The 13,113-nt window shown below is 69.0% G+C and carries 14 protein-coding genes and 1 tRNA gene; 7 read left to right on the plus strand and 8 right to left on the minus strand.

The features are described 5' to 3' along the window. Positions 1-90: 90 nt before the first annotated feature. Positions 91-2,241: a chaplin family protein gene (locus tag FAF44_RS02140; protein WP_237101254.1), complete on the minus strand. Its 2,151-nt coding sequence runs from the start codon at positions 2,239-2,241 to the stop codon at positions 91-93. 475 nt (positions 2,242-2,716) lie between these two features. Beyond that, positions 2,717-3,199 (minus strand): hypothetical protein, encoded by a 483-nt coding sequence (locus FAF44_RS02145; RefSeq protein WP_237101255.1) that lies wholly within the window; start codon positions 3,197-3,199, stop codon positions 2,717-2,719. Positions 3,200-3,655: 456 nt separating this feature from the next. Between FAF44_RS02145 and FAF44_RS02150 the strand changes: the two genes are divergently transcribed. Next, positions 3,656-3,741 (plus strand) — tRNA-Leu (locus tag FAF44_RS02150). A gap of 45 nt (positions 3,742-3,786) precedes the next feature. Here FAF44_RS02150 and FAF44_RS02155 read toward each other — a convergent pair. Together FAF44_RS02155 and FAF44_RS02160 are read right to left on the minus strand one after the other, a co-directional pair. Continuing rightward, positions 3,787-3,927, minus strand: coding sequence for a hypothetical protein (locus FAF44_RS02155; RefSeq protein ID WP_237101256.1), 141 nt, complete (start codon positions 3,925-3,927; stop codon positions 3,787-3,789). A 508-nt stretch (positions 3,928-4,435) separates the two neighbouring features. Next, entirely contained in the window at positions 4,436-4,609 is a 174-nt protein-coding gene (locus FAF44_RS02160; protein WP_237101257.1) for a hypothetical protein, read from the minus strand. Positions 4,610-4,634: 25 nt separating this feature from the next. On the opposite strand from FAF44_RS02160, the gene FAF44_RS54355 reads away from it, so the two are divergent. Then, complete coding sequence (locus FAF44_RS54355) at positions 4,635-4,817, plus strand: DUF2867 domain-containing protein (protein WP_272893977.1); 183 nt, start codon at positions 4,635-4,637, stop codon at positions 4,815-4,817. On the opposite strand, the gene FAF44_RS02170 is transcribed toward FAF44_RS54355, so the two are convergent. From FAF44_RS02170 to FAF44_RS02185, 4 genes are all read right to left on the minus strand, one after another. Next, positions 4,818-5,396, minus strand: a complete 579-nt coding sequence (locus tag FAF44_RS02170; RefSeq protein ID WP_237101259.1) for a hypothetical protein — start codon at positions 5,394-5,396, stop codon at positions 4,818-4,820. 275 nt (positions 5,397-5,671) lie between these two features. Continuing rightward, positions 5,672-6,739 (minus strand): LacI family DNA-binding transcriptional regulator, encoded by a 1,068-nt coding sequence (locus FAF44_RS02175; protein ID WP_237101260.1) that lies wholly within the window; start codon positions 6,737-6,739, stop codon positions 5,672-5,674. Between the two features lie 49 nt (positions 6,740-6,788). Then, positions 6,789-7,115: a hypothetical protein gene (locus FAF44_RS02180; protein ID WP_237101261.1), complete on the minus strand. Its 327-nt coding sequence runs from the start codon at positions 7,113-7,115 to the stop codon at positions 6,789-6,791. A gap of 13 nt (positions 7,116-7,128) precedes the next feature. Beyond that, entirely contained in the window at positions 7,129-8,091 is a 963-nt protein-coding gene (locus FAF44_RS02185) for a DUF6772 family protein (RefSeq protein WP_237101262.1), read from the minus strand. 514 nt (positions 8,092-8,605) lie between these two features. Here FAF44_RS02185 and nikB point away from each other — a divergent pair. The 5 genes from nikB to FAF44_RS02210 all read left to right on the plus strand — a co-directional run bounded on the left by nikB (position 8,606) and on the right by FAF44_RS02210 (position 13,109). Further along, a complete protein-coding gene (gene nikB / locus FAF44_RS02190) occupies positions 8,606-9,529 on the plus strand; it encodes a nickel ABC transporter permease (protein ID WP_237101263.1) in 924 nt (307 codons plus the stop codon). A gap of 80 nt (positions 9,530-9,609) precedes the next feature. After that, positions 9,610-10,461, plus strand: a complete 852-nt coding sequence (locus FAF44_RS55660; protein WP_237101264.1) for an ABC transporter permease — start codon at positions 9,610-9,612, stop codon at positions 10,459-10,461. An 80-nt stretch (positions 10,462-10,541) separates the two neighbouring features. Further along, entirely contained in the window at positions 10,542-11,465 is a 924-nt protein-coding gene (locus FAF44_RS02200; RefSeq protein WP_237101265.1) for an ABC transporter ATP-binding protein, read from the plus strand. Further along, a complete protein-coding gene (locus FAF44_RS02205; RefSeq protein ID WP_237101266.1) occupies positions 11,449-12,462 on the plus strand; it encodes an ABC transporter ATP-binding protein in 1,014 nt (337 codons plus the stop codon). Before FAF44_RS02200 ends, FAF44_RS02205 begins: the two co-directional genes overlap by 17 nt. Next, entirely contained in the window at positions 12,459-13,109 is a 651-nt protein-coding gene (locus tag FAF44_RS02210) for a histidine phosphatase family protein (RefSeq protein WP_237101267.1), read from the plus strand. The genes FAF44_RS02205 and FAF44_RS02210 overlap by 4 nt, the downstream gene beginning before the upstream one ends. Positions 13,110-13,113: the final 4 nt, after the last annotated feature.

Here is a 13,113-nt window from a genome sequence, read left to right on the forward strand (position 1 = left end):
CGCCCCCGGAACGGGCAAAACGTCTATCTCGGACTAGTACTCACAAGGCGTGAACAGTAGCCGTTGCGTGTTACGTACTTCCTGATTTCCTTACTTACGGCCGAACCGGAACCGGCGGGCCGTCGCGAACAGCGTCGCCGACGCGGCGAGCATCGAGCCGAGCAGCAGCGCGAGCACGGAGCCGGTGTTCATGCCGGTCACGCCGGCGGGCTGCTCGGCGCTCATCAGGCCGATGTCGCCGACGGGCAGGCTGCGGGTGGTCGAGGCCACCGCGCCACCGGCCGGGGTGGAGGCGATCAGGTCGGTGGCCGGGGCGAGCGGCGAGCCCGAACGCGACGTGGCGGAGCGGCCCCTGCCGTCGGCGGGCGCGGCGTGCGGCATCCGTCCAGGCTGAGCGGGCGCCTGGGACAGGCCGGGCAGTTCGGGAAGCTGCGGCAGGCCGAACGTCTGGGTGGCGTCCTGGACGGCCGGAACCTGCCTGGTCACGTCCTGGACGACCGGGACCTGCCCGCTGACGTCCCGGACGACCGGGAGCTGCCCCGTGACGTTCCCCACACCTTCGAGCTGCCTGGTGGCCCCAGCGGGGCCGCCTACGCCCGCGACCTGCGGAGCGACGCCTTCCGTGCCCGGCACCCGCTGGGTCAGCCCCGCGGCGTCGAGACCCTGGAGCTGCTGGGTGACCTCGCCGAGCTTGCCGGCGACGTCCCCGGTCCCGCCGAGCACCGGCACGGCCGGCGTGATGGGCAGCAGGCCGCCCTTGGCCGCCGAGAGCTTGCTGCTGGTACGGGTGAAACCGAAGAAACCGCCGGGGCCCTCGTGACGGGGCCGGCCGACGTTCGCGCCGCCCAGGCAGCCGGCGGCGGCGTCACCCAGCACGGCCGCGGCGTTGCCGCAGACGTTGATCGGCGCCGCGATCGGCGCGACCGCCTGGTTCCCGCTCAGCACACCGCCCGCACCCGAGGTGCGGTTGCCGCCCGCGCCGACACCGTCGTGCGTCCAGACGCCGGCGCCGCCCGTGCAGCGCGCCTTGGACACGCCCAGCACCGCGGCCGCGTTGCCGCAGACGTCGATCGGCGCCGCGATCGGCGCGACCGCCTGGTTGCCGCCCAGCACGCCACCCGCACCCGAGGTGTAGTTGCCGCCCGCGGTCCGGCCGGACCGGTGGACGGTGGCCCCGCCCTTGCACCCGGCGAAGGCGTGGCCGAGCACGGCCACGGCGTTGCCGCACACGTCGATCGGCGCCGCGATCGGCGCGACCGCCTGGTTCCCGCTCAGCACACCGCCCGCACCCGAGGTACGGTTGCCGCCCGCGCCGGCCTGCTCGACCTTGGCGCCGCCCTGGCACCCGGCGGTGGCGTTGCCCACGGCGTTGCCGCAGGCGTCCACCGGCAGGCTGACCGGCGCGACGACCTGGTTGCCGCTGCCGGCCCCGAAGCGCCCGTCGGTGTCGTTGCCCGTCGAGCCCGCGGTCATGTGGCGGGCCTTGGACTGGTAGTGCTGGCCGGGCCCGCCGTGGTTGTTGACGGATGAGCCGCCCTTGCAGCCGGAGAAGGCCTTCCCGATCGCGGCCACCGAGTTGCCGCAGATGTTGATGGGCACGGAGACGGGGGCGATCACCTGGTTGCCGCCGAGCACGCTGCCGTTGCCGGACGTACGGTTGCCGCCCACCCCCCGGCCCGTGTTGTGCACCGCGGCGCCGCCGACGCAGCCCGCCGTCGAGTCGCCGAAGATGGCCACCGCGTTGCCGCAGGCGTTGATCGGCGCCGAGATGGGCGCCGTGATCTGGTTGCCGCCCAGCACGCTGCCGTTGCCCGACGTACGGTTGTCGCCCGCGCCGCCCCTGCCCTGGGTGCGTACGGTGGAGCCGCCCTTGCAGCCCGCGTCCGACTTGCCGATCAGGGAGACCGCGTTGCCACAGGCGTTGACCGGGACGCTGATCGGCGCGTTGATCTGGTTGCCGCCACCGACCGAGCCGTTGCCCGAGGTGTTGTTGGGAATGCCGGGACGGCCCTGGTTGACGACCTGAGCGCCGCCCTGGGAGGTCGCCTCCGACTTGCCGACCGCGGAGACGGCGTTGCCGCTGATGTCGATCGGGATGGAGATCGGCAGGTCTACCTGGTTGCCGCCGAGCACACTGCCGTTGCCCGAGGTGTCGGCCACCGCGGTACCGGCGGCGCCGAACGACATGACGGCCACGGCCAGAAGGGCCGCTGGGCTCGATGCCCTCACCCACGTACGCATGATGAATGCTCCTAGTGGTTCTTGGGGGATTACCTGAAAAGGGTTCGCGGGCATGCCCGAGGCCATGCGGGATCACCCGCACAGCGGGGACCTCGGACGTGCGAACCTGTGGAACTGACGTGATTCACCCGCGGGCGGAGGGATTACCGGCGGTCTTCGGACCGCGCTCCGCCGCACTTACCGTGAAGATCGGACGGCTCTCGTTCGAGATCTTTCGAAAAGCGCCTTCGAGAAGGGATTTCTCTTCAGGAAGCGGCTTTGCGAATCCTCGAGAATCCTCGAGAGTCGGAACGCCGGTCGGCCCGGCTCCGATCGGCTCTCGCCCGCGGCGCTCTCGGGGCCGCTCCGGGCCACTACGGGGCCGGCGTCGACGCTGAGCCGTCATCGGCTCCGAACCGTCGATCGCGATCACCCGTCGCCCGTGGCGCGTTACCCGTCGCCCTGGTCGGCGCAAGCCGGCGTCCTGGGGCGGGGATCAGTCAGGTGAGAAGGAGGGGTCGTCCGCCGCTGTGCGGACGACCGGGGGAAGGAGCCGCGCCAGGGGGGCGCGGCCCGTTTGCAGCCGAGGGTCGAAACCAGACCTCGTGGCGTCTCCTGTCGCGGGCCCGAAGGGACCGCTGCCGCCGCCGTTGGGCACCAGGCCGGATGTGTCCAGGATCTTCCCGGCGGAGGAAGGTGCTGGCAGGCCCGGATCCCGCTGGCTGTTGAGGCCGTCGACCGTGCGTCCGGCCATCGCCTCGGCGTTGTCCGACGCCGAGACCCCGTCGGGGGTGGTGAGCCCGGCCTGCGCGGCCTCGCTCATGGCCGCCTCCCCTGTCGCCGCGGTGGTGTCCGCAGCCGCCGGGGCGGCGGTGAGCATGCCGAACAGGACAGCGAACAGCCACCCGGCGGCCACCAGGGCGCCGATCGTGACTGCCCGAACGACGACCCGCCGGGCATCGGCCGCGAACCGCGCCATCCGATCGCCCAGCTCAGTAGCCGAATCTTGAACTCGGACAGCCTGGACAGTCACGCGCGGGCGGCGCGCAGCACGAGCTGCCATCACCCTCAACCGCCACACCGCCTCGCGCGTCACATGCCCTCCCGAGCTCCAGAACCGACCTCACGTCGTGAGGCCGGTCCGTGGACTCACCCCTCAACGGTCCGTAACCGTAGCAGCACCCAAGGTTGTCGCAAGGCCTTTTCTCCCGAGCCCCAGAAATCCACCAACCCTCGACCTCGCAAACCCTCCGTAACCGCCACATCCCCCTGCCGCCCGGCTCACGAGCACCCCATCGGAGCCTCCAGACCCGCCCATAGGAGGGTGTGGAGCGGGCTCTCGGACGGCGTGCTGATACTTGGTATGACGCACCCCTCAGAGTTTGCTAACCTTACGGAGCCGACGCGGGATGACGGTCTCGCGTGCAGGCACCAAGTCCGGGTGGCGGAATAGGCAGACGCGCTAGCTTGAGGTGCTAGTGCCCAGTGATGGGCATGGGGGTTCAAGTCCCCCCTCGGACACATACCTTTCGCACATGTGGAGGCCGGGTTGAACCCGAGCCTCCACTAGCTTTTCTGGGGCTGACAGGTCAGGCTCAGGCCGATCTGTGCGTAGACCTCGGCCTTGTTGTTCGGGTCGGCCTCGGACAGGATCCGCACCAGGTCCCGGATCGCGGTCACCATTGCATCGATCTCCTCTCGTGTCATACGGCGACGATCACCTCTCTGGCGAAGGTTCGCCTCGGCTGCCACTCGCTGTGCCTGTGTCTCGGCCATCCACTGAGCGACCAGAACGGATCGGCACCGGCCTCCAGAGCCGCACGATGCCGGGCGAGCTCCTGATCGCACTCGGCGACGCGTCGCCGGGCCGCCACATCCGTCTCGGGCTGGCCGTACGCGGCGAGCAGCCGAATGGTCTTGTCCCGCCGGGACGCGCTGAACTCTCTCGCCAGCCACCTGTCCAGGTCAGGAAGGACGTCCGCCTCACGGAGATAGACGGTCTCGGGGTGGTCGACCTTGTTGGCCAGGGCGTACTCCGCCGGGTAACGGCAGCGGTGGTAGGGGCTGGTCGTTCTTCCAGTTCTCCCTGCATACGGCGGTCGCAGTAGCCGCAGAAGAGCACTCCGCGAAGGGCGTACGGCCTGCGCGTCGGATGGGGCTTGTGCGTGATGACCTCGTTCCCGCATCTTCCGCGACCGGCGCGAATCGCCTGAACCTACTGGAAGTCCTCAATGGAGACCAACGACTCGTGGGTGATCTGCTCGGACCAGATCCACTGGTCGGCGTCGTTCCAGCGTTGCTTGGTCATGTGGCCGAGGGAGACGTCATGAACGTCGACGAGCACCTCGTCCTTCCGCTGCTTGTTCCACACCTGACGGCTGCTGGGCATCGCCCGCAACCGCGCCGTCGACCACCTGCGGGCACGGCGCGCGACGACGGTCTCTGCTGGAGGAGTCGGGCGACGACGGGCGCGCCGCCGGCGAGTGGCTGGCCGACCGCACGGGCTGGCCGGCCACCTGTATTGGTGGGCCCTCGCCCCCTTCCACCGGCTGATCTTCGGCCGGATGCCCGGCAACGTGATCGCCGCGGCACGCTGATCACCCCGTCGCGGCCGCCACCCGCGCCATGGCCTCCTCCAGCGACGCGACCCTGACGGCCCCGCGCGGCGGCTCGCCCCACCAGCCGGGACCGCCCAGCACGAGACGGTACGGCGGGCAGGAGCAGGGCAACGCCGACAAGGCGGCCGGGTCCCCGGTGACGGCCTGCTGCGACCACACGAACACCGCCGCGGGCGCCGGCGTCCGCACTGCACCGGCCAGGGCGCTACGGAGCGTACGTGCTCCGAGCACCCGGCTCTCCACCCAGCAGCCGGTGGCCAGCGCGTAGACGGGCAGGCTGTGCTGCTCGTCTTCGGCGCAGGCCAGCAGCGCCATCCGGTCGTTGACGGGCTCCGGCGGGCGGGCGAGAAGCGGATACAGCGCCGCCATCAACCGGTCGGAGAACAGGTGCTCGACCTCGATCCCGGCGCCGGTGCACGCCTGGCCCGCGCTGATCGTCACGAACACCGGGAGCGCCAGGTTTTGCCAGGTCCACACCACGCCGTGCGTGGCCAGCGCTCCCGCCAGCCCCTCGTCGACGGCATGGCCGTCCAGCACCGCCGCCGACCTGGCCAGCATGTCCGCCGACGGCACGGCGGCCGCCGGCGCGGGTCACCCGCGGCTCGGCCGCGACGGCGGCTTCGCCGGACCTCAGCCGCAGCGCCTGGCGCGCGGCGTCGGCCGGGGCCGCTGGAGAAGCTCATCCTCCACAGGAATGCCCACCGACCTCCAACTTCATCTCCTGGATCTCCTTGATATCGATCCACGAGACATCCGCTGGAGATCGGTCATATGCGGAAAACGGGCCGGCCGACAATGTGGTGAAGCGTTTCCAGTGACCGGGCAGGCTCGGTTCAGGCCAGGGTCCTGGCGAAGGTGGTGCGATTGGTCGACTCCCGCTCCACCAGCGTGGGTGCGATCAACTGCTTCAGCGGGCGGTCGCTCCGGCCTCCGGATATCTCCTCGAGCAGCAGGTCGACCGCGATGTCGCCGACTTCCTCTGCGGGCAGCCGGACAGTGGTCAGCGGTGGTGACAGGAACGCGGAGAAGGGGTAATCGCCGAAACCGATCACCATCATGTCGTCCGGCACCTTGAGCCCGTGCTCCTCCAGGGCGCGGTACAGGCCGAGCGCGAAGTAGTCGTTGCCGACCACGACCGCGTCCGGCAGCCTGGCGCGGCGCAACAGCCGGCGCGCCACCTGGTAGGCCTCCTGCGGCTGCCAGGGCAGGGCGGCCTGCTCCTGCCGGCGGGTGGGCACCCGCATGATGCTGCCGCGCGGCACGGACAGGCCGGCCTCGGCCATGGCCCGGCGGAAGCCGGCGATCCGGTCGGCGATGGTGGTGATCGGCAGGTCCTCCTCCAGCACCACGATCGAGCGGGCGCCACGGGAGATCGCGTGCGCGGTGGCACGGTAGCCGCCGAGCTCGTTGTCGGTGCCGACGGAGCGGTAACCCAGATCAGGCAGGTCCCGGTTGAGCAGCACGGTGGGCACACCGACCGTGCCGAGCCGCCGCCACGGATCGGAACTCGCCTGAACCGGGACGACTATCGATCCGCTCACCGAGGATCGCAGCAGCGACTCCACGGCGCGCGTCTCGTACTCCTCCGATTCGCCGGTCACCGTCAGCAACAGTGAATAGCCGTGGTTCCGGGCGCGCAACTCAATGCTGGAGATCAGCTGCGCGTAGAACGGGTTGGACGGGTTGGTGATGACCAAGCCGAAAGTCATCGCGGAGCCCAGGACAAGCGACCTGGCCACCGAATTCGGCACGTAGCCGACCCGCTCCGCCTCGGCGCGGACCAGCGCCCTGGTCCTCTCGCCGATGCCGTCCTTTCCAGAGAGGGCACGCGAGACAGTGTTGACCGACAGGTTCAACGTCGCGGCGATGTCCCGCAAGGTATGGCGCCGAGGCCCTGCCATTCGAGTGCTCCTCTCTCGCTCGCTCCCGGTAACACCTTGTGGCCGCTCCTCAGCTCTTGACAGTGAGATAGATACGCAGTTTCGCTGACGGACTATTGCCCGCCACTGTGCCACGCAACCGCAGCCATTGGCCGAACTGGCCGACCGGCCAGGTCACCAGACCGGGGCCTGTGACGACATGCTCGTGGCCGTCGAGGTCGCACCAGGTCAGGCCGTCCGGCGAGATCTGCGTGACCAGCCGTACCGCGAGGTCGTCGCCGGACGCCGCAAGGGTGTGCACGAAGAAGCGCGCCTCGCCGGCCCACGCCACCTCGTACGGTTCCGTCGCGAAGTCGGAAACGAACGTCGTGTCCCGTTCGAGGACCGCCGTCTGCACCTGTCGCATAACGTCACCACTCCGTGGAAATGAGAACCGAATCGAGGAACAGGAAGTTGCGAACCGTCGAGTGGGTCCGCACTGAGAAGTAGAAGTTCAGCAGGTTCTCCAGCGAGTCGTAGCGCTCCTTGTACGGCGGGACCGGCACCGCGGACATGTCCATGATCCGATCGTTGACCTGCAGTTCGACGTTACGCCTGGCGGCGGTGTCGATGACCCAGCGCAGGTAGTGCCAGTTGACCTTCGTGGGCACCTCGTTGTAGCAGAGTTCCTGGGGCTCGCCGAACTGATGCCAGTCCTTCGGGTCGGGTGCGGTGAAGTCGGCCCCGTAGGCCAGCTTGACCTTGCCCTCAAGGTGCTCACGCGGCGTCGGTTCCGGCACGATCGGGTACACCCACTGCCGGGACAGCTTGTTGTCCAGCGTGGTGTTCAGGTAGCGGGCCACTGTGTGGTAGCGCAGACCGCCGTCGCCGCAGAGGTCGGTCGCCACGGTGAAGCAGCCGAACTGCGCCTCTGACGGGTGCAGGTTGCCGTCCCAGGTGACGTCTCCGAACTGGTCACCCGCGCTGCCGTCGATGGTCGCCTCGGCCTTGAAGGTGAAGTATGCCTCGATCTGCAGCAGGCCGCGCCCGCTCATGGTGAGCCGCCGGATGGCGGTGGCGGTGTGCCCCTGGTAGGCCCGGGTGGCCAGCTTGAGCGCATACGACCCGGTCATGGCGCCATGGGAACCGATATCGAAGAACGAGCAGTTCGAGAGCTGCGGCGGGCGGAAGTCACGCATGTGATCATCAACCGTGGAGAGATCGCCATTGCCGTTGTAATTGCCCAGCAGCTCGGTCCAGCCGTGGGTGCCGGAGTTGAAGTCGTCGTAGGTCAGAATACGCCGAAGCGGCGAAAATTTCGACAACCTCGGGTCTGCCGACAAAATGGCAGAGCGAATTTCGGCGGCCAGGTCGGGCCGCTCCATCGTGGTCATGCCGAATGCTCCTGAAAAGGGTTTAGGCAATGCCGATTGGCGAATGTCTACGCCGGGCTGATCGACCGGAGTATGTCATACGATCGCAACCGGACATTAACGTTAATGTTCAGCGACTGTCAACCCTCGGGTAGCTGCCACCGTCGGGCCCGGGCGTCCAGGCGCACCGTTACGGCATGCCGTTTTCACTGGTCAGGCGCACTTGAGTGACACCGGCCCGGCAGGAGATGTCGGCCAGACCCTTGACGATCAGGGCCCGCCAACCTAGCATCAGCCGGGCAATCGAATTAACGTTAATGTTCCAGGCAGTTAACACGTCGCTCCGTCAGCGGCCGACGGCTCACCTTCGCCTGCGGATCACCTCCAAGACCGGCCGGCTCGGATGCCGGCCCGTCTCAACCCCAATCCCCCAGAACCAAGCCGTCACCGCCAGACGCTTACGGCGTCATGGCTCAACCTGGAGTTTCGTGTCGATGCTGAAACGGGCTGCCGACCGACAGCGATCGGACCGGCCATGACCGCGTATCTCTTCCGCCGCACGCTGTTCGCCGTCTTCGTGTTGTGGGGCGCCGTAACCGTTGTGTTCCTGGTGCTCCGATTGGTTCCCGGCGATCCGGCCCAGCTCATTCTCGGCTCCGATGCCACCCAGGATGAGATCGCGCGGCTGCGCGAACAGATGGGCCTGAACCGCCCGCTGGTGGTGCAGTACGGGATCTATCTCGGCGATGTGGTCCGGTTTGATTTCGGCGATTCCTACCGCTACCACAGTGACGCCATGGGCCTGGTGATGGGCAGGTTCCCGCTCACCCTTCAGCTCGCCGTCGTGGCGATGGCCATCGGCCTGGTGCTCGGGATCTCACTCGGCGTGGTCGGCGCGCTGCGGGTGAACCGTCTGGCCGACCGCGTGGTCTCGGTGTTCGCGCTGCTCTCGCAGTCCATGCCGTCGTTCTGGATCGGGATCATGTTCATCCTGGTGTTCGCCAGGCAACTGCACTGGCTGGCCAGTGGAGGCCACGGTGGATTCGACCGGCTGGTCCTGCCGGGGATCACCCTCGCCCTGCCGCTGATCGCGATCCTGATCCGGCTGACCCGTAGCGGCCTGCTCGACGTCGTGCATGAGAACTACATCCAGACCGCGCGGGCCAAGGGCCTGTCCGAGCGGTTGGTCATCTTCCTGCACGCCATCCGCAACGCGCTCATCCCGATCGTGACGGTGGCCGGTCTCGAGTTCGGCAAGCTGCTCGGCGGCGCGGTCATCGTCGAGACGGTCTTCTCCTGGCCCGGCGTCGGGCGGCTGCTCATCGACTCCATCTCGGCCCGTGACTACAACGTGGTGCAGGCCGCGATCCTGCTGATCGCCTGCGGTTTCGTCCTGATCAACCTGGTCGTGGACGTCCTGTACGGCTACCTCGACCCGCGCATTCGGCTGGGACGGTGACCATGGACAGGCCAACTGAGCAAGTGCTGCCACGGAACGACAGCAAAGCGGCCGACAGCCCAACGCCCGGCGACCCCCCAGTGGCAGCCAGGACACGGGTCAAGATCGGGCGGCTGCGCATCATCGCCTCGTTGTCGGTGATCGCCCTTTACGTGGTCGCCGCGGTGATCGGGCCGATCCTGCTGAAGTACGACCCGGTCGCCACCGACCTCGGCTCCCGGCTGAAGCCGCCCGGCACCTTGTTGCCGAGCGGGCACACCGCCATCTTCGGCACCGACCAGGTCGGTCAGGACGTGCTCGCCCAGATGCTGCAGGGCGCGCGGGTGTCGATAACGGTCGGTTTGGCGACCCTGGTGCTGGCCGGCGTCATCGGCGTCGCCGCCGGCATCGCCGCCGGGTACTTCGGCGGCTGGCTGGACACGGTGCTCATGCGGCTGGCGGACGTCCAGCTCACCTTCCCATCGATCCTGCTGGCCATCTTCATCGCGTCGATCCTCGGGCCCAGCGTGGTGAACGTCGTCATCGTCCTTTCCATCTCCAACTGGGTGACGTTCGCCCGGGTCACCCGCAGCCAGGTGCTCGGGCTCAAGAACCGGGACTTCGTCGACGCCACCCGTACCCTCGGCGCACGGACCTGGCACCTGATGACCCGCAGCATCCTGCCGTCCATGATCGCGCCGATCCTGGTGGTCGCGACCGTGGAGCTGGGGCACGTGATCCTGGCCGAGGCGTCCTTGAGCTTCCTCGGCCTCGGCACCCCGGCCAGCACGCCGAGTTGGGGCACGACCATCGCCAACGGCCGGGACTACCTGTCCAACGCGTGGTGGATCTCCACGATCCCCGGCATCGGCCTGGCCATCCTGGTGATCGGCTTCGGCGTGCTGGGTGACGCGCTGCGCGACCGGTTCGATCCGCGGCTGAGGAGCATGTGATGGACGACCCACTGTTGTCGGTGCAGGACCTGACGGTACGGTTCCGCACCCGGGCGGGGACCGTCACCGCCGTCGATCGGGTGAGCTTCGACCTGGCCGAAGGGGAGACCCTGGCCATACTGGGCGAGACCGGCAGTGGCAAGAGCGTCACCGCCCAGGCCCTGATGGGGCTGCTTCCGCGACCGGCGGGACAGGTGGCCGGCGGCCGGATCGTCTATGACGGCACGGATCTGCTGGCCCGCCCGCGGTCTGACACCCGCCGGCTCAACGGGACCGACCTGGCCATGGTGTTCCAGGACCCGCTCAGCTCCCTCAACCCGGTGTTCCGGGTCGGCGCGCAAATCGGCGAATTGTTCCGGCGCCGTCGTGGCGCCTCCCGTTCCGAGGCGCGACGTAAGGCGATCGAGCTGATGGACCGGGTGGGTATCCCGGCGGCCGCGCGCAGGGTCGACGACTATCCCCACCAGTTCTCCGGCGGCATGCGGCAGCGAGTGATGATCGCAATGGCGATCGCCCTTCAGCCCCGTGTGCTCATCGCCGACGAACCCACCACCGCCCTGGATGTCACGGTCCAGGCACAGGTCATGGCGTTGCTCGCCGAACTCAAGGCGGAACACCGCATGGCGATGATCCTCATCAGCCACGACCTCGGCGTGGTGGCCGGCGTCGCCGACCGGGTCATGCTCATGTATGCCGGCCGGGTGGTGGAGACCGGCGGGCTACGCGAGGTCTACGAAACGACCGGGCATCCGTACACGCGCGGCCTGATGGCCTCGATCCCGGCGCTGGACGGCCCGCGCGAACGGCTGGTGCCCATCAAGGGTTCGCCGCCGGACCTCATGCGGCTGCTCGCGAGTTGCCCGTTCCAGCCCCGGTGCGAGTTCGCCACCGACATCTGCGGCACCGAGCGGCCGGAGCTCATGCCGGTACCCGCCCGGCCCGAGTCGCATCGCGCCGCCTGCCACCATGCGAAGGAGGTCGCCACCGATGTCGTCCCCGGCTGACCCGCTGCTGTCGGTAAGAGACCTGCACACCAGCTTCCCGATCCGCTCCGCCCTGCTGCGGCGCAAGGCGGGCGCCGTCCAGGCCGTCTCGGGCGTCTCGTTCGACCTGCCCGCGGGCCGGACGCTGGGCCTGGTCGGCGAGTCGGGCTCGGGCAAGACGACGCTGGCGCGAACCGTCATCGGCCTGGCACCGCCAGAGTCCGGCCAAGTGCGCTTCGACGGCCAGGACCTGCTGACCCTGCCGGGCGCCGACCTGCGGCAGGCGCGCCGGCAGATCCAGATGGTCTTCCAGGATCCGTACGCGTCGCTGAATCCCCGGCTCACCGTCGAACAGATCATCAGCGAGGCCTGGCTCATCAACCCCGGTGTGGTGCCCCGCGACCGGTGGGCCACCGAGGTGAGGGACCTGTTGGCCAGGGTCGGGCTGAACCCGGATCATGCCGACCGGTACCCGCACCAGTTCTCCGGCGGACAGCGCCAGCGCGTCGGCATCGCCCGGGCCCTGGCGCTCCGGCCGCGGCTGGTGATCTGCGACGAGGCGGTGTCGGCACTGGACGTCTCGGTGCAGGCGCAGGTCCTGAACCTGCTCGCCGACCTGCAGGCGGAACTGGGCCTCAGCTTCCTGTTCATCGCCCACGACCTGTCCGTGGTGCGGCACATCAGTGACGAGGTGGCGGTGATGTACCTCGGGAAGGTCGTGGAGATGGGGACGACGGAGCAGATATTCACCGCGCCGGTGCACCCGTACACGCAGGCGTTGTTGTCCGCGGTGCCGGTGCCCCGCCCCTGGGCCTCGCCACAACGGCGGCAGATCATCCTCGCCGGCGACATTCCGTCGCCCATGTCGCCGCCGTCCGGCTGCCGGTTCCGTACCCGGTGCTGGAAGGCACAGGATCGGTGCGCCACGGAGGAGCCTGCGCTCGCCGATCGGCTGGGCGATCACTCTTCCGCATGTCACTTCCCCGAGTTGCCGGCCACTCCGGCAGGTTCGAAATGAGCGGCCGGACCCGCCTGGTTCTCGTCCGCCACGGCGAATCGGTGTGGAACGTCGAGGAGCGCTACCAGGGACAGGCCGACTCAGGGCTCACCGCCGCCGGTCTCGAGCAGGCCGAGGTGGCCGCGGCCGAGCTCCTGGCCCGCTTCGGAACGCCCGATCTGGTCGTCTCGAGCGATCTGCCGCGGGCCAGGGATACGGCGAACGCGTACCTGCGCCACCTTGACCTCGATGCCAGGCTGGATGCCCGGTTGCGCGAGGCCGACATCGGCACCTGGGTCGGCCGGACCTTCACCGAGATCGCCGAGGAGCACCCGGATGATCTCGCGGCGGTCGGTCGCGGGGTCGATGTGCGGCGCGGCGGGGGCGAGACGTTCGCCGAGATGCGCCAGCGGGTATGGGCGGCGCTCGTCGATGCCGGGAACATGGCGGCCGGCGGCGCGACCGTCGTCGTGTTCACCCACGGTGGCCCGATCCGGGTGGCCGCCGCCGCCGCGCTGCGCCTGCCGACGCCCGGTCACCTCAGCTTCGCCCCGCCGGTGAACGCCTCGTTGACGGTCATCAGCCACGCGGGAGGACAGCAGAACAACTCGGTGGTCGAGTACAACTCGCCGACCGCACGGGCCGCGGACGCCGCGCGCACCGACTGAATCG

Source organism: Nonomuraea sp. MG754425, assembly GCF_021699195.1.
GTDB lineage: Bacteria > Actinomycetota > Actinomycetes > Streptosporangiales > Streptosporangiaceae > Nonomuraea.